We start from the raw sequence: 19,012 nt of genomic DNA on the forward strand, positions 1-19,012 counted from the left end.
TATGGGCAAATAGTTAATCATTTCTCTTTAAAAACGCCAATAAGCCATCCGTATCCTTTACATTAAGAACCGTAGATTCCTTAATCCAGCCCTTTTTGGCTGACGAGACCCCCACCGGCATATGTTCAAGCATGTCGATGCTGTGGGCATCCGTATTGATCACAATCGGAACGCCTGCTTCCTGAGCCTTGCGCAGATGCGGAGGTGCCAAATCCAATCGGTTCGGATTCGCATTCAATTCCAAGGCCGTATTCGTTTCACTGGCCAGTTCGATCAGCATTTCTATATCCACATCATATCCGGTTCGTCTGCCGATGATCCTTCCCGTTGGATGTGCAATGATATCTACATGCGGATTATTCAGAGCCGTTTTTAAGCGCTCCATGATCGTTTCCCGAGGCTGTGAAAAGCTTGAGTGAATCGATGCAATGACCAAATCCATCTCTGCAAGCAGCTCATCGTCATAATCAAGTGTCCCATCAGGAAGTATATCCATCTCTATCCCGGAAAGAACGGTAAAGTCAGTATATTTTTCATTAAGTTCATGGATGATCCGTTTTTGTTCACGTAAACGTTCAGCGGTCAAGCCGTTCGCCACTTTCAGATATTGCGAATGATCGGTGATGGCCATATATCGATACCCTTTTGCACGGCATGCTTCAATCATTTCTTCAATCGTATGAGCACCATCACTCCATGTCGTATGCATATGCAGATCACCTTTAATGGCCTCTAAAGATATGAGAGGTTCATTAGCATCATAATGCTCCACTTCCGTTCCGTCTTCACGCAGTTCTGGGGGAATGAAAGGAAGGCCAAAATGATTATAAAATTGTTCTTCCGTTTCAAACGGCAATACTTCACCTGTTTCAGTCACTTCCACCCCATATTCGCTGATTTTCTCTCCGCGATCTTTAGCAAGCTGACGCATCCGCACATTGTGATCCTTCGAACCTGTAAAATGATGAAGTGTCGTGATGAATTCCTTATCCTTAACGATTCGGAAATCGACAGAAATGTCATATTCATAATCAAGCACGATCGATACTTTTGTATCACCGGCCGCAATCACCTGTTTTATCCCTTTTATTGCAAGCAGTTGATTCTTCACCTCTTCGGGATGATCTGTCGAAATGATGAAATCGAGGTCCTTGATTGTTTCCCTCATACGCCGGATGCTGCCCGCCCTAGAAGAACGGATGATGTAATCCATGTTAGCAAGGGCCGTTTCAATATCAGCCGCAATCGGTCTCATGAAGGCTAGGGGCAGCCGATCTGGCCTTGAACCCGCCTCGGCAATTGCAGACAGGATCTTCTCTTCCGTTTTTTTGCCGAAACCGGCAAGCGCCGCGACCCTGCCTTCCTCACAGGCGATTTTAAGATCATTCACATCTTTGACATGCAGCTCTTTATGAAGCTTGGCAATTTTCTTACCGCCCAAACCTTGAAGCTGCAGAAGCGGAATCAATCCTTTTGGCACCTGCTCCTGAAGCTCTTCAAGTACAGTCGATTTCCCTTCATTTATATACTCTTCGATGACGGATGCCGTTCCTTTCCCGATTCCATTCAAAGCGGTAAAATCTTCGATCTCCGTCAGGCTCCGGTCATCCGTTTCCAAGGCGCCCGCTGCCTTTCGGAAAGCTGAAACCTTAAACGGGTTCTCTCCTTTTAGTTCCATATATATTGCAATTTTTTCTAATAGTTTAATGATATCTTTTTTATTAATTGTCATTTAATTCACCGCCGAAAAAATTAGTAGGGTGTCCCATGTTCACTTTCTTAAAGATACCTTTCTTGGAGGTAAAGTACAAGCAGTCAGGTTCTTAACCTTCGAATCAAATAGAATGAAGCTACATGCCGCTACATAAAAAGGGGCCTCCCCCGTGTTCAAAGTATAGGAATCCAGGACTTTGAACACGGGAGGCAGGCCCTCTTATACTGACATTAAGATTGTTTTACATCATGAAACCATAGTTCCTTCACTTGCTCGGAAAGGAACGGCGTATGTTTCACGATCGATTCTGCCAGAAATGAGCCAGTTAATGGTTTCTGGATGGAATCCATTGGCAGCATGGCAGCTATATATAATATAATAAACATGATAAGATAGACTTCGAGAAAACCCAATATCCCTCCGCCCCAGCGATTCAGCTGCTTTAATATCGGTAGATGGGTAATGAAATTGAGCATGGATCCTATCATTTGCCAAAGAATCTTGGCAGCAAAGAAAATGATTGCAAAGGCAATTGCATTGTAATACGCCGTATCAAGCCCGACTGTATTGAAAAACATATTAAGGGTCGAGGAATCACCCATCGTTGGGAACGGAATCCATAATTTCAAATTGGGAGCAAGATCTCCGTAAAATACATAGGCGACGATGAAGGCTACAATGAACCCAGTCATATGAACCGTTTGTAAAATGAAGCCACGCTTTAAACCGATTAATAAACCGATTAAAAGAATGGCCAGAATTGCTAAATCAAGCATGTACTCAGTCCTTCTCTCTCTTTAATTCCAGTTGAAGCTGGTCTAGTTCATCTTTTAATTTAATATATTCATGGATGGTATTCACGGCCGTTAGCACCGCTAGCTTGCTTGTATCCAAGTGTGGATTTTTCATCCTGATCTCTCTCATTTTTTCGTCAACCATCGAAGCGACCAGGCGCATATGACTTGCGCTTTCTGTGCCGACGATTGTATATGGCTGTCCGTATATATCAACTGTTGTTTTATTTCGTTTATCGTCTGACAAAATGATGCCCCCAATCTAAACAATCCTAATTCTATCATATCATGAAGTTTTTCGTCATGAAAGAGAGTACATCGTCATTTCTCGCATTAAAATTTCAATAATTTGTCATACGATATCGAATTTAGGAAGAAGATTACCTAATAAACAAAATGAAGTTAGGAGCTAACCCATTATGTCCCATGTTGTTTTACTTATCAGTCCTGAACAAATAAAGGCGATGAAGTCCCATTATTCTTCATCCTTGGCCGCCAAGCAGCCGCCAGGGAGCATCTTTTCCGCCAAACCGCCGCTATGTACGGTGACGGCCTATAAATCGGGGAAGGTCCTTTTTCAAGGTAAGAATGCCGAAATAGAAGCGGTAAAATGGCAAAAAGGTACCACTGCTGCGGCTCCAAAGAAAAAAACGGCATCCTCTGCATCGGTCAACGTCCATCGATATTCGCCGCCAGCAAATATCGGAACCATGTCAGTGATTGGTTCAGACGAGGTCGGAACAGGAGACTATTTCGGGCCGATGACCGTCGTAGCCGTATATGCCAAGAAGGAGCAACTCGCTCTATTAAAGGAGCTAGGTGTCCAGGATTCCAAAAATCTGAAAGACCCACAGATCATCGACATTGCCAAACAGATTAAGGATGTAGTGCCCTTCAGCCTGCTCACATGCGACAACCCGAAATATAATGCGCTGCAGGCAAAGGGAATGTCACAAGGAAAAATGAAGGCACTCCTCCATAACCAAGCAATCAAGAACCTCATGCAAAAAATCCAGCCAGAACAAGCGGAAGCCGTCCTTATTGATCAATTCGCTCAACCAGAGGTATTTTTCAATTACCTAAAAGGCCAAGAACTATTCCAAGCTAATGCTACCTATCTATGCACAAAAGCGGAAGGCATTCACCTTGGAGTGGCAGCCGCATCCATCCTGGCCCGATATGCATTCGTCAAACGCTTTGACTTGCTGAGTGAAAAAGCCGGATTCAAAATCCCTAAAGGTGCCGGATTTGCAGTAGATGAAGCGGCCGCAAGATTGATTCACGAAAAGGGAATCGATTCATTACACGAATTCACGAAAACCCATTTTGCCAACACAGAAAAAGCGAAGCGACTCTATCAACAGAAATATCATAAATAGAAGAAAGCGGCTGATCTTCCTGAACAGCCGCCTTTTTCTCGTGAAAATGCGCGGTTTACTCATGAGTTTGCTCGGTTTACTCGTGAATTCACCATTTACTCGTGAGTTTTCGCCATTTACTCGTGAATTTGCTCCATTTACTCGTGAGTTTACACCTTTTACTCGTGAGTTTGCTCCATTTACTCGTGAGTTTGCTCCATTTACTCGTGAATTCACTATTTACTCGTGAATTTGCTCGGTTTACTCGTGAGTTTACGCCATTTACTCGTGAGTTTGCTCCATTTACTCGTGAATTTGCTCCATTTACTCGTGAGTTTACTCCATTTACTCGTGAATTTGCTCCATTTACTCGTGAATTCACCTTTTACTCGTGAGTTTACGCCATTTACTCGTGAGTTTGCTCGGTTTACTCGTGAATTCACGCCATTTACTCGTGAATTCGCTCCATTTACTCGTAAGTTCACCTTTTACTCGTGAAATAAAAAGGACAGCTCCCCATGATTCAGGGAGCTGTCTTTTTGGTTTTATCCTCTTAGCTCTGCGCCGGCTTTTTCTTTAACGGCTTCAAGCACTTTATCATGTGCTTTTGTAATGTCCTCGTCCGTCAGGGTACGTTCCGGGTCGTAGTATTTCAGTGAGTAGGCAATGGATTTCTTGCCTTCCTCCATTCTTTCACCTTCGTATAAGTCGAAGATGCTTACTTCTTTCAGCAGTTTGCCGCCGGCTTCTTCAATAATATCCTGAATGTCCCCGGCTTTCGTGGCTTGATCCACAACGAGCGCGATATCGCGTGTGGTTGATGGATAGCGCGGAATCGTTTGGTACGCTATCGGCGCGACTTCTGCTTCGGCCAATGCTTTTAAGGAAAGTTCGAAAATGTATGTTTCTTTAATATCCAAGTCTTTTTGGACAGTTGGGTGCACTTGGCCGATAAATCCAATTACTTCACCATTCAATAGTACTTCCGCTGTCCGTCCTGGATGCATATCGTTGATTTCCGCTTGGCGGTAACTGATTTGATCAGCTAATCCAAGTGTGTCGAATAATGCTTCGATCACGCCTTTGGCTACAAAGAAATCCACTGGTTTCTTTTCACCCTGCCATAGATGTGACTCCCATAGGCCGGTGATTGCTCCAGCAACATGTTCTTTTTCTTCAGGCAGTTCTTGTTCGTCACGCTTAAAGAATACCGAACCGATTTCATACAGTGCCAGTGAATCAATTTGGCGGGCATTGTTATATTTCACGACTTCCAGCAATTGAGGCACGATGCTTAAACGCAGCTGGCTTCTTTCTTCACTTATTGGCATTGCCAATCGAATGGATTCTCTTGCTTCCAATGCGAATTGGGACGCTTTTTCCTGGCTTGTCAGTGAATAGGTCACTGCTTGATAAAGGCCTGCGCCTTCAAGTGTACGGCGTGCCTTCCGCCGTTTAATTTGATAGTCTGTCAATTGTCCTGGATTAGCAGAACCGATCGGCAGTGTAACGGGGATGTTATCATATCCATATAAACGTGCAGCCTCTTCGACTAAATCGGCTTCAATCGTAATATCACCACGGCGCGTCGGGACAGTGATCGTGAATGTTTCATTGTCAAGTTCCACGCCGAATTGCAGACGTTTGAAGATTGATTCCACAACTGATAAGGTCATGCTTGTTCCAAGGAGTGTGTTGATTTTTTCAAGCGTAATGCTAATGACCGCAGGTTCCATTGACAATTCGTCAACTTCTGCTGCTCCTTGTAAGACTGTTCCGCCTGCATATTGTGCAATCAATTGTGCAGCACGTTCCCCTGCTTCACGAACACGTGCCGGGTCGACGCCTTTTTCAAAGCGGGCACTAGCTTCACTGCGTAATCCATGGTCCTTTGAAGCTTTGCGAACTACTGTACCAGCAAAATATGCACTTTCAATAATGATGTTCGTCGTATCATTTTTGACTTCGGAATCCGCTCCGCCCATCACACCAGCAATCGCAACAGGCTCACTGCCATTCGTGATCACTAAATGGTCAGGTGTCAAAGTGCGTTCCGCTTCATCCAATGTTACGATTTTTTCAGCATCCTTCGCTCTGCGGATGACGATTTCCTTTGAACCAAAGCGGTCATAATCAAAGGCATGGAGCGGTTGGCCGTATTCAAGTAAAATGTAGTTCGTGATATCCACCACATTATTATGAGGTCGGATACCTGCAGACATCAACCTAGTCTGCATCCAAAGCGGTGAGGGTCCGATCTTAACATCCTTGATGATTTTAGCCATGTATATCGGGTTATCTTCTTTCGCTTCCACTTTGACACTGATATAATCAGTTGCTTTTTCAGCTGCCTCTTCTTTCTCGACTACCGGCCATTTCACTTCCCGGCCTAGAATGGCTCCCACTTCGTATGCAACACCAAGCATGCTTAGCGCGTCGGAGCGGTTTGGTGTCAGCCCAAGTTCAAGCACTTCATCACTTAAACCAAGTTCCTCCAATGCATCTTTCCCTACTTCCACATCATTAGGGAAGACGAAGATTCCTGTAGCATAATCCTTGGAAACAAGCTTGGATTCGAAGCCCAATTCTTGAAGCGAGCAAATCATTCCGTGCGATTCTTCTCCGCGAAGTTTCGCTTTCTTGATTTTGAAATTACCTGGAAGGACTGCGCCAACAGTAGCGACTGCGACTTTTTGGCCTTTATCGACATTCGGTGCCCCACAGATGATCTGAACGGGATTTTCGGCCCCGATATCAACTTGGCATTTATTCAATTTATCCGCATTTGGATGTTGTTCACGTTCTAAGACATGCCCGATGACAACCCCTTTTAGCCCTTCACTTTTCTTTTCCACCCCTTCAACCTCAATGCCGCTTTTCGTGATTTTGTCAGCAAGCTCCGTCGCATTGATGCCTGAAAGGTCAACATAATCTTGTAACCATTTATATGACACAAACATGGTAGGTCCTCCTTTTTAAAATAAAAATTTATGCTTCGTGATGGTTGAATTGTTTTAAGAATCGAACATCATTCGTATAGAAATGACGGATATCGTCCACACCGTACTTCAACATGGCAATCCGTTCCACGCCCATTCCAAATGCGAATCCAGAGTATTTCTTGGAATCGAAGCCAGCCATCTCAAGGACGTTCGGATGAACGATCCCAGCGCCAAGCACTTCGATCCAGCCTGTTTTTTTACATACGCTGCAGCCTTTACCGCTGCAGATTTTACAAGAAATATCCACTTCGACGGAAGGCTCAGTAAATGGGAAGAAACTTGGACGAAGACGGATTTCGCGGTCTTGCCCGAATACTTTTTTCGCAAATACGTCTAGCGTTCCTTTCAGGTCGCTCATGCTGATGTTCTCATCGATGACCAAGCCTTCAATTTGCTGGAATTGATGGGAGTGTGTCGCATCATCGTTATCCCGGCGATATACTTTTCCTGGGCAAATGATTTTAACAGGGCCTTGACCTTTATGTTTTTCCATCGTTCTGGCTTGAACCGGTGAAGTGTGCGTCCGCATCAGGATTTCATCCGTGATATAGAAGGAGTCCTGCATATCACGTGCCGGATGGCTTTTTGGCAAGTTAAGTGCCTCGAAGTTGTAGTAGTCGCTCTCGACTTCAGGACCTTCCGCAACCGTATAACCCATCCCGATGAATAAGTCTTCGATTTCTTCCACGATTCGTGTTAATGGGTGAAGATTCCCCTTGTTTACCGGACGTCCTGGAAGTGTGACGTCAATCGTTTCAGTTGCTAGCTTTGCATTGACTGCCGCGGTTTCAAGCGCTTTTTGTTTCTCCTCGATCTTTGTTGCAATCGCTTCACGTACTTCATTGGCTAGTGCCCCGATTTTCGGGCGCTCTTCGGCAGATAATTTACCCATGCCGCGCAATACCTCAGTGATTGGCCCTTTTTTCCCTAAATAAGCAACACGGACTTCATTCAGTTCTTTTAATTCGGAAGCGGCGGCAACTTTTTGCAACGCTTCTTCCTGCAGTTCTAGTAAACGTTCCTGCATCATGTCTTCCTCCTTTATTTTCCTTTTGTAAAAATGAACACAAAAAAACCCCGATCCCTAAAGGGACGAGGTTTATGTATCGCGGTACCACCCTTATTAGTGCATAAACAAAAAAACTTCTGCACTCACTTCATTAAAAATAACGGCTCTTCACCGGAACATTTTTCGGACATTCTGTCTTCCCAATGCCAACTCGAAAGGTGAATTCACTTAAGCAGTGCCATAAAAATGCTTTCAGTCAAGGCATTTTCTCCCTGGATATGGTTAACTTTAAGCTACTACTCTTTGTCATCGTTGTTTTCATTATAAAATTCTGTTTTATTATATTATAATTCTTCGGCCGTTTCAAATCGATTTTCGTAAATGGTACATTAAAATCCCGGCAGCGATCCCCACATTCAAAGATTCACTTTTTCCGTAGATGGGAATATAGAGGTTTTTAGTCGTTTTCTCCAGTAATTCCTTCGATACCCCTTGACCTTCATTACCGACCAGCAGGGCAAATCGGGAAGACTTTTCCACTTCTTCAAATGGCGATGCCCCTTCTAATGCCGTGCCATAAACCGGTGTGCCGCTTTGCTTAAGCTCATCGATGATTTCGGATAGGTTCCCTTTAATGACAGGCATATGGAAGAGGCTCCCTTGCGTCGAACGGACCACTTTGGGATTATACAAGTCAGCACACCCTTCCCCAAGAATGACCGCATCGATTCCCGCTGCATCCGCTGTCCTGATCATCGTTCCAATATTCCCTGGATCTTGGACGGCATCGATCAACAATAATTTCTCCGGATTGATGGACGCCATGCTCGTTGATTTCTGTTCACAAACCGCAGCAATTCCCTGCGGTGCTTCGGTATCGCAAATCGCCTTCATAATATCATTTTTCACATAAATGAGTTCTGTGCCTTCCACCTTAAAATGGGCAGGCATTTCAGTTTCTTCATTGATGATCACTTCCAAGACGATTTCCTCTTTTAAGGCTTCTTCAACTAGGTGAAAACCCTCGACTAAATATTTACCTGTTTTATCTCGTTCTTTTTTCGTCAAAAGTTTTTTCCATTGCTTAACTTGCGGGTTTTTTACGGATTCGATATATTTCAAGGGTAAACGCTCCTTTAACTTCACACTGATTTTCCTATTATAACGCAATTCACATACATATTGCATGCGAGTTTGTGAAATGCTATTAATGTCAGTCATTATGTGTTAGAGGAGGAATAATTATGAATTTAAACTTACGTAATGCGATCATCCAAAATGTATCTGGAAATACGCAAGAGCAGCTGGAAGACACGATTGTCGATGCCATACAAAATGGCGAGGAAAAAATGCTTCCTGGATTGGGAGTATTATTCGAGGTCATCTGGCAAAATTCTTCCGAGCAGGAAAAACAGGAAATGATCACTGCCCTCGAAGCAGGATTAAAAAAATAACAGCCTTCAAAGGCTGTTATTTTTTTAATCTCGCCTCGCCAGCCTTCAGTTCTTCGATGGAGACTTCTTCATCAAGCAGCAAGATGAATTTCTTTGCTTTCACTTCTTCAAGCATCGCTTTTGTCTCCGCAAAAGAGTAGCCGTATTTCGTGAAAAAGCTGCGTAAATCTCCAGATCCTTCATCTGTGAAGTAATGGAAGATTTTCAAAAAAAGAGTATCCTCCTTATCCTGATTGGCGATGATCAGTATATCCGTATGTTCATTTCCAAGCTGCACATTATTTTTTATATCAGCTGCCACTGTCATTTGGGTGCCAGTTACGCCTTTTGCTTTTAAGTCTGAAATTGCAGCAAGTAGTTCCGGATTAGAGTCAAAAACACCATATACGTTTTTTTCCATGTTTCTCCCCCTCCTTGTTACTCTACTTAAAATAAAATTCCTTTGTCATTATACCTTGCAGCTTTATCAATAAACAAGCAAATAGTCTATGGAGACGAACAAGGGAACCCTCTGCCTAAAGGTTTTTTTAAAAATAACAGCCTGTAGCAAACTCTAAGAAAATCGAGGTTGCTTGCGGTCCTATTAAAAAACGTTCCACTCCCTTTCCGTCGACTGTCTCACAAGCCAAGGCAAACGGCTGCGTGTCTCAGCTAGACAGTGATTTCGGCAGGAGTGTCGCAAATTTCTTCAATTTAAGTAAACAAACGAAAACAGCCTTATGCAGGCTGCTCTTGTTGCGGTATTACAGATTGTCGGTATTGATTCGATTTTTGATGTATTCATCTTGTAAGCCTTCCTCTTGCTGTCCGCTGGCTGTCGGTCCCGTGGTCCGATCCAGTGATCCTTGAGCGTCCAGGTTTTTGTCAGCATCGTCTGCAAACGGGTCGCTTGCCAGTGTTCCTTCATGAATCCCTGGTTTTTGCTTCTTGAATTTTTCTGTGGAATTCCCCCAGATTTCCCTTTCTTGAGCTCGCTTCATATCCAGCTCTTCATTTTCATAGATATTGGCGGAATTTCCGTGAAGCTCTTGGCTTCTTCCTGGCTGTGCTTCCATTTCGCTTGTTTGATAGGCATTCGCGGTTGTTTCCGGAAAAAGGTTCGGGTCCGGATTGTTCACCACCCCTGTTTTAAGCGGATTCTCTGCAGGTGCGTCCGTATCCTCGATTAGATTGGAAGTTATGTTCTCACGTGCTGTTACGGTTTCCGATTCATCTAAAAGAATGAGGAATTTTCCAGCCTCCACTTCATTTATATAAGCAGTTGCTTCACTATCGGCAAGCCCTAGCTCACCTAGACGGTTCCTTATATCTTCGGAACCCTCGTTCAGGAAAAAGTGTTTCATTTTATCAATGAAGGATTCCTCGTTAGAGTTAGTAACGACTTCGACATCCGGATCATGCTTTTCATTAACGAAATCCAAATCTTCTTTCTTATCAGCCATTACCGTTATTTCCCCTTCATGAACCCCCTTTTCCTTGAGGGATTGTATAGCCTGGATCATTTCTCTTTCCGTATTAAAAACACCATATAACGTTTTTCCCATGCATATTCCTCCTCCTTTCCGATATTTCTTCTTATGTGTATTTATACCCTGATGGGTGCCAATTAAACAAAAAGGTTTGCCTTCCCTAAGCTCGGACCTTTAATCGGTCTAAAAACCAAAAGGAAACCTGCAGTTTTAAAACTGCAGGCCATTTCCTTCACTCTTAGAAGCGGTCGGTTCTACGTTCAGTTGCCTTTTTCTCATTCACGATCGATTCATCTGTACTATCAAGCTGGATATCTTCCTTTTTAAGAGTATCCTGAACTTGTTCCGTTTCTTGTACAGCATGTTTCTTGATGACAATTTCATCGGTGACAACCGGTTTTTTCGAAACTTCCAGTTTTTCTTCAACAACCGGGATTCGTAATGTTTCCCCATCTTCAATGGTTCCGGTTTCTCGATTCGCTTCACGTCCTGAAACCGATCTATGCTCAACTGTCACTTCTTCGTGTTCAACAGGGACATTGATCGTTTTATGCTGTTCATTGACTTCTTTATTAATGACGACTTCTCCTGTCTGAACTCTTTCTTTGTCAATGTTCAGCTGTTCTTCCCGAAGTGTAAGTGTCCTTTCATCTTCTGGCAATTCACGGCCTTGTCCGTTGACTCCATAAACATCTTCTTTATTTAATGCATCAGTTTTTTCCGTGCCATTATATAATGGGTTGGTGGAGTTAGTATCAAGCCTTGTACCGGCAGTGTCCATTGTTCCGGTCGTGAATTTATCTCTTGCCGTTCCAAGATGGCCTTCACCTTCTTCAACCAGAACCAGGACTTTTCCATTTTCTACATCAAAGACATGTTCAGCCGCATCGCTATTCGAAAGTCCTGCATTAGCCAATCTTGTTGAAAGGTCTGCCGTATCTTCCGGCATGAAGAAACGTGCCACCTTGTCCATAAACGATTCGTCGTTAGGAACATTCGTCATTGTGTGAACATCCGTTTCCCGTTGATGGTTCGTGAAATCCAATGTTTCTTCCTTATCTGCGACGACCGTAATATCGTCCCCTTCAAAACCCTTTGCCTTAAGTGCATTAATTGCTTGGATCACTTCTGCATTTGATTCATATACTCCATATACTGTTTTATTCATTTTACATTCCTCCTTAGGTTTTGTTGTTTCGTTTAGTGGATGCTATATATAAACAATACCCGCCATGTTCCTAAGTAAACGAGGAATCCATATTTCATTTTTGTTATATCATTTACAATTCGTTCTCAGCACAGAACGCATTTTTAATTGAAATCCAAGCTTTACAAGGGTTTCCCCCTTTATAAAAATGTAATGTTTAACCAAATCATGCCATTTCGTTTTTTCAAATAATGCTTGTGATCTTTTTTCTTCTATTATAACGCCACAGCCTTTATTAGCAGGTCCGCAATATGCACCGCTTTTGTGCATTCCCCCAAGTTTTCCCGCTCGATCCCCAATTGCATTTGCAACAGGCAGCCAGGGTTTGCCGTGACAACAATATCGGCCTGTGTCGATTTCGTGTGCTCCATTTTAGAGTCGAGAATGTTCATGGACATCTCTGATTCAACAATATTATATATCCCAGCTGAGCCGCAGCAGCGATCGGCATCCTTCATTTCCCTGAAATCGATTCCTTCTATTGATTGAAGGAGAATTCGCGGAGCCGAGGAGGTGTTCATCACATTCCGTAAGTGACAGGAATCCTGGAAAGTTACGGATTGAGCTAGAAGTTTCAGGCGAACTTTTTCCTGAAAACGCAAATCAACAAGGATCTGGCTGATATCTTTCAACTTATTTTTAAATGAGATTGCACGGTCATGCCATTCCGGTTCATCTTGGAGCAGATGATCATAATCTATGAGAAAAGCGCCGCAGCCACCGGCATTCGTAATGATATAATCAACTTCCTCCATTTTAAAGGCTTCAATATTACGCTTGGCCAGTTGCTTTGCACCTGCTTTTTCACCACTGTGACCATGCAGCGCACCGCAACAGGCCTGGGATTTCGGTATCACGATTTCACATCCGGCCAGCTGAAGAAGCTTTAGTGTGGCCTTGTTCGTTTCCAAAAACATCGTATCCATCAAGCAGCCGGAAAAGAAAGCCACCTTTTTGAGCGGCGTTCCGATTGCAGGCAGCTCGGTTGGCCTATTTTTCATTTCTGCTTTTTTCGGGACTTTCGGGAGCACTTTTTCCATGGCTGCCAAATTATCCGGGAGCATGTTGAGGACTCCCGTTTTACGGGCCATGTATTGCAGGCCTGATTTCTGATAGAAGCCAAGCAAACTTGTCATGGTCTGCATTCGCTCCTGGTGCGGGAATAGTCCACTAAAAACGGCCTTGCGGATCGTTTTTACAGGGAAGCTGTGTTTTTTATTCTGATGGATGATATCCCTTGCTTCTTCAAGAAGGTGTCCGTATTTCACACCTGAAGGGCACACAGGTTCACAAGCCCTGCAGCCGAGGCAAAGACTCAACGAACGTTCTACATCCCTATCTGGCTCAATCACACCATCCGCCACCGCTTTCATAAGTGCAATCCGGCCCCTTGGTGAGTGGGATTCCTTCAGCCCCGATTCTATGTATGTCGGGCAATGGGGTAAGCAAAAACCGCAGCGCATACAATTCAACAATTCATCTTCATTCATTTTTTCCGCGAATTGAATGGCAATGGTTTCCCTTTCCTGAACTGTCGTCATGAAGAAACCACCACCCTTTTCCTGGTTTCCTTGGCAAATACTTTGCCGGGATTCATGATGTTATTGGGATCGAAAGCCTGTTTAATCGCCCTCATGGCATCAATCCCTTCTTTCTTCAGCTTCCATTCAAGATACGGGGCCTTCATCGCTCCTACACCATGTTCACCGGTAATCGTCCCGCCAAGGTCGATAGCCGCGGCAAAAATGTCGGCAAAAGCGAGCTCCACTCTCTCCATTTCCTCATGATCACGAGCGTCGGTAATGCATGTCGGATGCAGGTTCCCGTCCCCAGCATGACCGAACGTGCAAATGTCCACGTTATGCTTGTCAGCGATCTCATTAATCGCTCTAACCATTTTGGCAATTTCCGAGCGAGGAACGGTGGCATCTTCCAAAATGGTCGTCGGCTTGAGGCGTGCCAATGCGGAAAGTGCCGTCCGTCTTGCCGTTTTCAAGGCGACAGCGTCAGATTCCGTTTCGGCAATTTCCACGGAAACCGCCTTTTCCTCTAGACAGATATCGGCCATCCTTTTCATATCACGTTCCACCACTTCAGGCGGTCCATCCTGTTCAATCAGCAGGACGGCTTCCACATTGGTAGGCAAACCGATTTTCGCAAAGTCTTCAACAACGATCAACGTCGGCCGATCCAGAAATTCCAATGTCACAGGAATGATCTTATTTGAAATGATCTTGGCCACTGACTGGGCTGCAGCATCCAGATCTTGATATAAGGCAAGCATCGTCTTAGTCGTTTCCGGCATTGGAATCAGCTTTAAGGTCGCTTCCGTAACGATGCCCAAGGTCCCTTCCGATCCGACAAAAAGTTTGGTTAAATCATATCCGGCTACATCTTTGGCAAGCTTGCCCCCTGTTCGAATGATGTCCCCATTCGGAAGGACCACTTCAAGCCCGATGACATAATCACGGGTGACTCCATACTTTAAGCCTCGCAGTCCACCAGAATTCTCATTAATGTTGCCGCCAATCGTGGAGATTTTCATCGAACTTGGATCCGGCGGATAAAACAATCCCTTCTCTTCAACTGCTGAAATCAAGTCCAAAGTGATGAGCCCAGGCTGTACGGTCGCCGTTAAGTTCTCCTCATCTATTTCAAGTAATGAATTCATTCGATTGAATAAAAGGACAAGCCCTCCCTCTGTCGGGCATGTGCCTCCGCTTAAATTCGTCCCAGACCCGCGCGGAACGATCGGAACATTGTATTTGTTGCAAACTTTGATGATGGCTGCGACTTCAGCTGTGCTGCCCGGTTTGATGACAGCATCCGGCAACGCTTGAAATCCAGGCGTTGCATCATATGAATAGACTAGACATTCCACTTTCGAGTCATCGTAATTCTCCTGACCGACGATGGCAAGAAGTAGCTGCTTAACCTGCTTTGTTAACATGTACATCCTCCTCATATAAACATAGGAAATTTAGATTTTTTATATGATGTAAGTATAAGAAAAAAAACACTCGGCCTTCTATGTATGAACATATAAAGTTTTGAGCTTTTCATAGAATTAATTTGTATGTTTATCCAATACACTTAAAGCTAGATACATCATGACTAAATCGGCTGGCTTCCTAGGGTTCAGCCGGGTCAAATCCTCAATGCGCTTGAGCCTGTAATGGAGGGTATTGATATGGATATGCAGGGCTCTAGCCGTCTCTTTTAAAGATAGATCACATGCAAAATACATGGAAAGGGTTTTAAGCAGCTCCTCATTAGGTAGCAACTCCTGAATCGTCCGGGATAAATATTCCTGTCTAGTTTCAGCGGTAACTTCATCAAGCAGGACCTCAAGTTTCAAGTCCTCGTCAAATATGATACCTGATGAAGAAGACGCGATTTTCAAGGAACGTTCCGCTTTAAAAAACGCTGGCCTGAAAGCGGATCCTGATGCACGCGAACTAACTCCTGCACACACTTTATAACCCGAACTCTCTTCCAGCTTTTTTTGCAGTTTACTTAGTTTCATATATTGCTGGTTTTTTGAACCGATGAAATCGGCCATTGAAAGAATGACGAATCGGTTCCTCCCCCAACGTACTGCGATGTCATTGGGATGCTGCTGTCTTATGAATATCTGAAGCGTTCTCCATACATGAGGTTCAATGATTTCCTCAGTCTTGAATTCACCAAGGGTGATGATCCGGTCCGCATGAACATCGACCCCAAGTAACTTGGCCTTCTGAAGGAAGTGCTCATTGAACGTCTGCAGCTGATGCCATTCAAATACAAAGAATTCCATCAGACGTGATTGGGATTCTGCTTGTTCAATATGATAGCTTTCCTGAATGAACATCTCCGTCATCTTTTTTAATAGTTCCGCATAAGGGGAAACATGTTTGGGGTCACCTGTAATTCCAATGACACAAACGGCTTCCTGATTAAAGAAAATAGGCAGGTTTATCCCTGCCTTCACTCCTTTCCAACTTCGTTCATCCTGTTTATTGATGATCAATTTCTCACGATTGTTGAAAGCGTGGATGGCTCCTTCATGAAAAGATCCAATACGGCTGCCATCGGTGCTGGCGATAATCATGCCAGCATGATCAATAATGATGATCTCCTCATCAATCAGTTTTCGAACCTCATGCACCAATTTTCCTGCAACAGCTGCCAATTGCATGATATGTCCTCCTTTTTTGAATGGACTTGAAAATATTTCGAGGCTCCCCGATGAAAAGGGAGCCTCATTCTACTTATGGAATCATCCAGGAAAGGACGCCATTTTGCAAGAAGGTAATCACACAAACAAGCAGCAATAAAAATAAGCTATGTTTAAGCGTGAATCTCAATAATTCCGATTCCCTGCCCGCTAATCCTACGGCAGCACAAGCTATCGCTATCGATTGGGGGGAAATCATCTTTCCGGTGACCCCTCCAGAAGAGTTCGCCGCCAGAGCCAGAACCGGTTCCATCCCCACTTTAAGCGCAGTCACTTTCTGCAGACTGCCAAATAAGAGGTTGGCTGATGTATCCGATCCGGTAATGAACACACCTAGCCAGCCGAGAACAGGTGCGAAGAACGGAAATAAATCACCCGATTTTGCCAGGGTCATCCCTAATGTTGTCGACATGCCTGAAGCATTCGTCACATAAGCAAAAGCAACCACGGTAGAAATCATCAAGATTGGTTTGGCCAACTCTTTCATCGCTTCAACAAGGGTGCCATAAAAGTCTTTTGAAGACATGTGTGCGATGAACTTCGTTACGATGGCAGCAAGTAAAATGGCCGTCCCGGCTGCTCCGAGCAGTTCTATTTTATAGAAAGCCGCAATCGGCAATCCATTACTTCCGATTATCTCATTATGCAGACCTGGAACTTCGATTTGGAAGGTTAATAGTTTCCCGATTTCATTGATTCCGCCAAGCAGCACATTGTTGCCTTCATAATGTCCGGATAGTGCCGGCTTTATTGGGTTCATCCCCCATATTGTGATGAAAAGCGTTAACAGAAGGAATGGTGACCAAGCATGGAATATCTGCCATTTCGTGTATTTTGTTTCCGCTTCGGCTGTATATAATGGTTCGACAGCAGCTGCCGTTTCCTCTGATGCAAATCGAAAGATCGTCTTAGGTTTCCAGAATTTAAGGAAAATTGCCAATGCAAACAGTGACACTAACGCGGATAGGATGTCGGGTAATTCGGGCCCAAGAAAATTCGAACTTAAGTATTGTGTGATGGCAAAGGAAATTCCGGAAACCAAAATTGCCGGCAAAACCTCAAGCGACCTTTTCCACCCAGTCATGATTAAAATGAGATAAAGCGGAATGAAAGCAGAAAGGAATGGCAATTGGCGGCCGACCATTTTGGAAATCTCCATGGCGGCTATGCCAGTAGGGCCTTCCATGGCGATGATCGGTATTCCAACGGCCCCGAACGCTACCGGAGCGGTATTCGCGATCAAACAAATCCCGGCTGCATATAGCGGATTAAAGCCGAGACCGACTAAAAGCGCGGCTGAAATGGCGACCGGTGCTCCAAATCCCGCAGCACCTTCTAAAAAGGCCCCGAAAGAAAATGCCACCAATAATGCCTGGAGGCGCCGGTCTTCCGTAAGCGAAAGCACAGAAGAACGAATGATATTGAATTGCCCGCTTTTAACAGTCATCTTGTACAAAAATACGGAAGTGATGATTATCCATCCGATTGGGAGCAGCCCATATACGCCTCCTTGTGAAGCGGACATCACTGCTTTTCCTGCAGGCATCCCATATATCAATACAGCCACTGCAAGAGCTACAAGCAACGTCGTTATACCTGCCATGTAACCTTTCATGCGTTTGATGGTAAGCGCCCAGAAAAAGTAAAGAATTGGAATGAGTGCGGCAAGAGATGATAAAACTAAATTATCGGTGATCGGCGTAAAGTTTTGTGTCCATGTCATTCATTTCGACTCCTTTTACTATTGATTTTTTAAAAAATTCAGAAATCAAACGCTAATTGAAACCCCTTACATATTCAAATATTCAAAGTCATCTGATGACTTGATGAGTACTCATTTAAATTAAATGATTGAAAATATAAAAGCAAGATTTTTTTTATTTTTTGTTGATTTTTTAACTCTTCTGGAAGTGTCAAAGATCATTTGTGTTATATAATATTAACTAGAGAAACTCATAGAAAATAGAGGTGCTACTACTTGGTATATAAAAAAATAAAGCCGAAAAAAATTTATGAAGAAGTCAGCGATGAACTTTATGAAATGATTCGGTCAGGCAGCCTGAAACCAGGTGAACAATTGGATTCCATTCAGCAGCTTGCGGAAAATTTCCAAGTCGGGCGCCCGGCCATCCGCGAAGCATTAAGTGCATTGAGTTCAATGGGTCTTATTGAAATAAAACAAGGTGAAGGAACATTCGTCAAAACCTTCGACCCCGCCATCATGAACCACCCCTTGTCTGCCGCCCTTTTGATGGATCAAGACAATATCAAGCATTTACTGGAAGTCCGGAAAATCCTTGAGTCCGGTACGGCGGAAGTGGCAGCGAAGAAGAGAACGGAAGAAAACCTTATCGAACTCAAGGACATGCTTTTTAATATGGAAAAGGTCTCGGATGATGAAGAACTTAGTGATAAAGCGGATATCTCCTTCCATGTTGCCGTGGCAAATGCATCACAAAATGAGCTGCTGATTACATTGATGAATCATGTTTCAGAATTAATGACGGAAAAGATGCGTGATATCCGTCGGGCTGCGCTTTATTCCGAAGAGATGACACTCAAGCAGCTTTACCAGCAGCATGTCAGGATATATGATGCAATCGTGGCACAGGATGAGGACGGAGCCCGCAGTGCCATGCTGTTTCATCTTCAAAGCGTCGAGGAATCGCTGGACCGGGTCATCCAAAAAAATCAGCAAAAGAATCATTGACATTCCTTTAAATTTCAAAAATACCCTATACAAAAAAGGATTAAATTGATATATTATTTTGAAAACGATTACTTCA

The 19,012-nt window shown here is 43.9% G+C and carries 18 protein-coding genes and 1 other annotated feature; of the genes, 5 read left to right on the top strand and 13 right to left on the bottom strand.

Going from position 1 to position 19,012, the window contains the following annotated elements; translation table 11 throughout:
- Positions 1–13: 13 nt before the first annotated feature.
- The 3 genes from polX to zapA all read right to left on the bottom strand — a co-directional run bounded on the left by polX (position 14) and on the right by zapA (position 2,755).
- Positions 14–1,732, bottom strand: coding sequence for a DNA polymerase/3'-5' exonuclease PolX (polX, locus tag ACJ9PY_RS19030; protein ID WP_411738753.1), 1,719 nt, complete (start codon positions 1,730–1,732; stop codon positions 14–16).
- 212 nt (positions 1,733–1,944) lie between these two features.
- On the bottom strand, positions 1,945–2,490 hold the full coding sequence (locus ACJ9PY_RS19035; protein ID WP_034309018.1) for a CvpA family protein: 546 nt from the start codon (positions 2,488–2,490) through the stop codon (positions 1,945–1,947).
- A 4-nt stretch (positions 2,491–2,494) separates the two neighbouring features.
- On the bottom strand, positions 2,495–2,755 hold the full coding sequence (zapA, locus tag ACJ9PY_RS19040) for a cell division protein ZapA (protein WP_034309021.1): 261 nt from the start codon (positions 2,753–2,755) through the stop codon (positions 2,495–2,497).
- A gap of 172 nt (positions 2,756–2,927) precedes the next feature.
- Here zapA and rnhC point away from each other — a divergent pair, with 172 nt between their 5' ends.
- From rnhC to ACJ9PY_RS19055, 3 genes are all read left to right on the top strand, one after another.
- A complete protein-coding gene (rnhC, locus tag ACJ9PY_RS19045) occupies positions 2,928–3,887 on the top strand; it encodes a ribonuclease HIII (RefSeq protein WP_063575527.1) in 960 nt (319 codons plus the stop codon).
- 61 nt (positions 3,888–3,948) lie between these two features.
- Positions 3,949–4,116 carry a hypothetical protein gene (locus ACJ9PY_RS19050; protein ID WP_411738754.1) on the top strand — a complete coding sequence of 56 codons (168 nt, stop codon included), beginning with the start codon at positions 3,949–3,951 and terminating at the stop codon, positions 4,114–4,116.
- A 17-nt stretch (positions 4,117–4,133) separates the two neighbouring features.
- Complete coding sequence (locus ACJ9PY_RS19055; protein ID WP_411738755.1) at positions 4,134–4,364, top strand: hypothetical protein; 231 nt, start codon at positions 4,134–4,136, stop codon at positions 4,362–4,364.
- 47 nt (positions 4,365–4,411) lie between these two features.
- Here the strand turns inward: ACJ9PY_RS19055 and pheT are convergent, their stop codons facing one another.
- The 3 genes from pheT to ACJ9PY_RS19070 all read right to left on the bottom strand — a co-directional run bounded on the left by pheT (position 4,412) and on the right by ACJ9PY_RS19070 (position 8,999).
- The gene (gene pheT / locus ACJ9PY_RS19060) at positions 4,412–6,826 is read right to left on the bottom strand and encodes a phenylalanine--tRNA ligase subunit beta (protein ID WP_411738756.1); all 2,415 of its coding nucleotides are present in this window, start codon (positions 6,824–6,826) and stop codon (positions 4,412–4,414) included.
- Between the two features lie 28 nt (positions 6,827–6,854).
- Positions 6,855–7,895: a phenylalanine--tRNA ligase subunit alpha gene (pheS, locus tag ACJ9PY_RS19065; RefSeq protein ID WP_053535889.1), complete on the bottom strand. Its 1,041-nt coding sequence runs from the start codon at positions 7,893–7,895 to the stop codon at positions 6,855–6,857.
- Between the two features lie 58 nt (positions 7,896–7,953).
- Positions 7,954–8,196: a binding site (T-box leader), on the bottom strand.
- Between the two features lie 44 nt (positions 8,197–8,240).
- The gene (locus tag ACJ9PY_RS19070; protein ID WP_034309029.1) at positions 8,241–8,999 is read right to left on the bottom strand and encodes a TrmH family RNA methyltransferase; all 759 of its coding nucleotides are present in this window, start codon (positions 8,997–8,999) and stop codon (positions 8,241–8,243) included.
- A 122-nt stretch (positions 9,000–9,121) separates the two neighbouring features.
- Between ACJ9PY_RS19070 and sspI the strand changes: the two genes are divergently transcribed.
- Entirely contained in the window at positions 9,122–9,331 is a 210-nt protein-coding gene (gene sspI, locus ACJ9PY_RS19075; RefSeq protein ID WP_034309032.1) for a small acid-soluble spore protein SspI, read from the top strand.
- A gap of 16 nt (positions 9,332–9,347) precedes the next feature.
- Here the strand turns inward: sspI and ACJ9PY_RS19080 are convergent, their stop codons facing one another.
- The 7 genes from ACJ9PY_RS19080 to ACJ9PY_RS19110 all read right to left on the bottom strand — a co-directional run bounded on the left by ACJ9PY_RS19080 (position 9,348) and on the right by ACJ9PY_RS19110 (position 17,949).
- Positions 9,348–9,731: a general stress protein gene (locus ACJ9PY_RS19080; RefSeq protein ID WP_057276680.1), complete on the bottom strand. Its 384-nt coding sequence runs from the start codon at positions 9,729–9,731 to the stop codon at positions 9,348–9,350.
- A 343-nt stretch (positions 9,732–10,074) separates the two neighbouring features.
- A complete protein-coding gene (locus ACJ9PY_RS19085; protein ID WP_098863967.1) occupies positions 10,075–10,875 on the bottom strand; it encodes a general stress protein in 801 nt (266 codons plus the stop codon).
- A gap of 163 nt (positions 10,876–11,038) precedes the next feature.
- On the bottom strand, positions 11,039–11,968 hold the full coding sequence (locus ACJ9PY_RS19090; protein WP_053535893.1) for a YsnF/AvaK domain-containing protein: 930 nt from the start codon (positions 11,966–11,968) through the stop codon (positions 11,039–11,041).
- 254 nt (positions 11,969–12,222) lie between these two features.
- The gene (locus ACJ9PY_RS19095; protein ID WP_411738757.1) at positions 12,223–13,548 is read right to left on the bottom strand and encodes a (Fe-S)-binding protein; all 1,326 of its coding nucleotides are present in this window, start codon (positions 13,546–13,548) and stop codon (positions 12,223–12,225) included.
- A complete protein-coding gene (gene glcD, locus ACJ9PY_RS19100) occupies positions 13,545–14,957 on the bottom strand; it encodes a glycolate oxidase subunit GlcD (protein ID WP_411738758.1) in 1,413 nt (470 codons plus the stop codon). Before glcD ends, ACJ9PY_RS19095 begins: the two co-directional genes overlap by 4 nt.
- A gap of 117 nt (positions 14,958–15,074) precedes the next feature.
- Entirely contained in the window at positions 15,075–16,187 is a 1,113-nt protein-coding gene (locus ACJ9PY_RS19105; RefSeq protein ID WP_063575518.1) for a PucR family transcriptional regulator, read from the bottom strand.
- A 73-nt stretch (positions 16,188–16,260) separates the two neighbouring features.
- Positions 16,261–17,949, bottom strand: coding sequence for a lactate permease LctP family transporter (locus tag ACJ9PY_RS19110; RefSeq protein ID WP_330501411.1), 1,689 nt, complete (start codon positions 17,947–17,949; stop codon positions 16,261–16,263).
- A 255-nt stretch (positions 17,950–18,204) separates the two neighbouring features.
- On the opposite strand from ACJ9PY_RS19110, the gene ACJ9PY_RS19115 reads away from it, so the two are divergent.
- Positions 18,205–18,936 (top strand): FadR/GntR family transcriptional regulator, encoded by a 732-nt coding sequence (locus ACJ9PY_RS19115; RefSeq protein ID WP_057276686.1) that lies wholly within the window; start codon positions 18,205–18,207, stop codon positions 18,934–18,936.
- Positions 18,937–19,012: the final 76 nt, after the last annotated feature.

Source organism: Peribacillus sp. S4 (assembly GCF_046715815.1).
Lineage (GTDB): Bacteria > Bacillota > Bacilli > Bacillales > DSM-1321 > Peribacillus > Peribacillus frigoritolerans.

Coding starts and splice junctions, on each gene's coding strand:
- polX (WP_411738753.1), bottom strand. CDS start 1,732: ATGACAATTAATAAAAAAGATATCATTAAACTATTAGAAAAAATTGCA.
- ACJ9PY_RS19035 (WP_034309018.1), bottom strand. CDS start 2,490: ATGCTTGATTTAGCAATTCTGGCCATTCTTTTAATCGGTTTATTAATC.
- rnhC (WP_063575527.1), top strand. CDS start 2,928: ATGTCCCATGTTGTTTTACTTATCAGTCCTGAACAAATAAAGGCGATG.
- ACJ9PY_RS19050 (WP_411738754.1), top strand. CDS start 3,949: ATGAGTTTGCTCGGTTTACTCGTGAATTCACCATTTACTCGTGAGTTT.
- pheT (WP_411738756.1), bottom strand. CDS start 6,826: ATGTTTGTGTCATATAAATGGTTACAAGATTATGTTGACCTTTCAGGC.
- pheS (WP_053535889.1), bottom strand. CDS start 7,895: ATGCAGGAACGTTTACTAGAACTGCAGGAAGAAGCGTTGCAAAAAGTT.
- sspI (WP_034309032.1), top strand. CDS start 9,122: ATGAATTTAAACTTACGTAATGCGATCATCCAAAATGTATCTGGAAAT.
- ACJ9PY_RS19080 (WP_057276680.1), bottom strand. CDS start 9,731: ATGGAAAAAAACGTATATGGTGTTTTTGACTCTAATCCGGAACTACTT.
- ACJ9PY_RS19085 (WP_098863967.1), bottom strand. CDS start 10,875: ATGGGAAAAACGTTATATGGTGTTTTTAATACGGAAAGAGAAATGATC.
- ACJ9PY_RS19090 (WP_053535893.1), bottom strand. CDS start 11,968: ATGAATAAAACAGTATATGGAGTATATGAATCAAATGCAGAAGTGATC.
- ACJ9PY_RS19095 (WP_411738757.1), bottom strand. CDS start 13,548: ATGACGACAGTTCAGGAAAGGGAAACCATTGCCATTCAATTCGCGGAA.
- glcD (WP_411738758.1), bottom strand. CDS start 14,957: ATGTTAACAAAGCAGGTTAAGCAGCTACTTCTTGCCATCGTCGGTCAG.
- ACJ9PY_RS19105 (WP_063575518.1), bottom strand. CDS start 16,187: ATGCAATTGGCAGCTGTTGCAGGAAAATTGGTGCATGAGGTTCGAAAA.
- ACJ9PY_RS19110 (WP_330501411.1), bottom strand. CDS start 17,949: ATGACATGGACACAAAACTTTACGCCGATCACCGATAATTTAGTTTTA.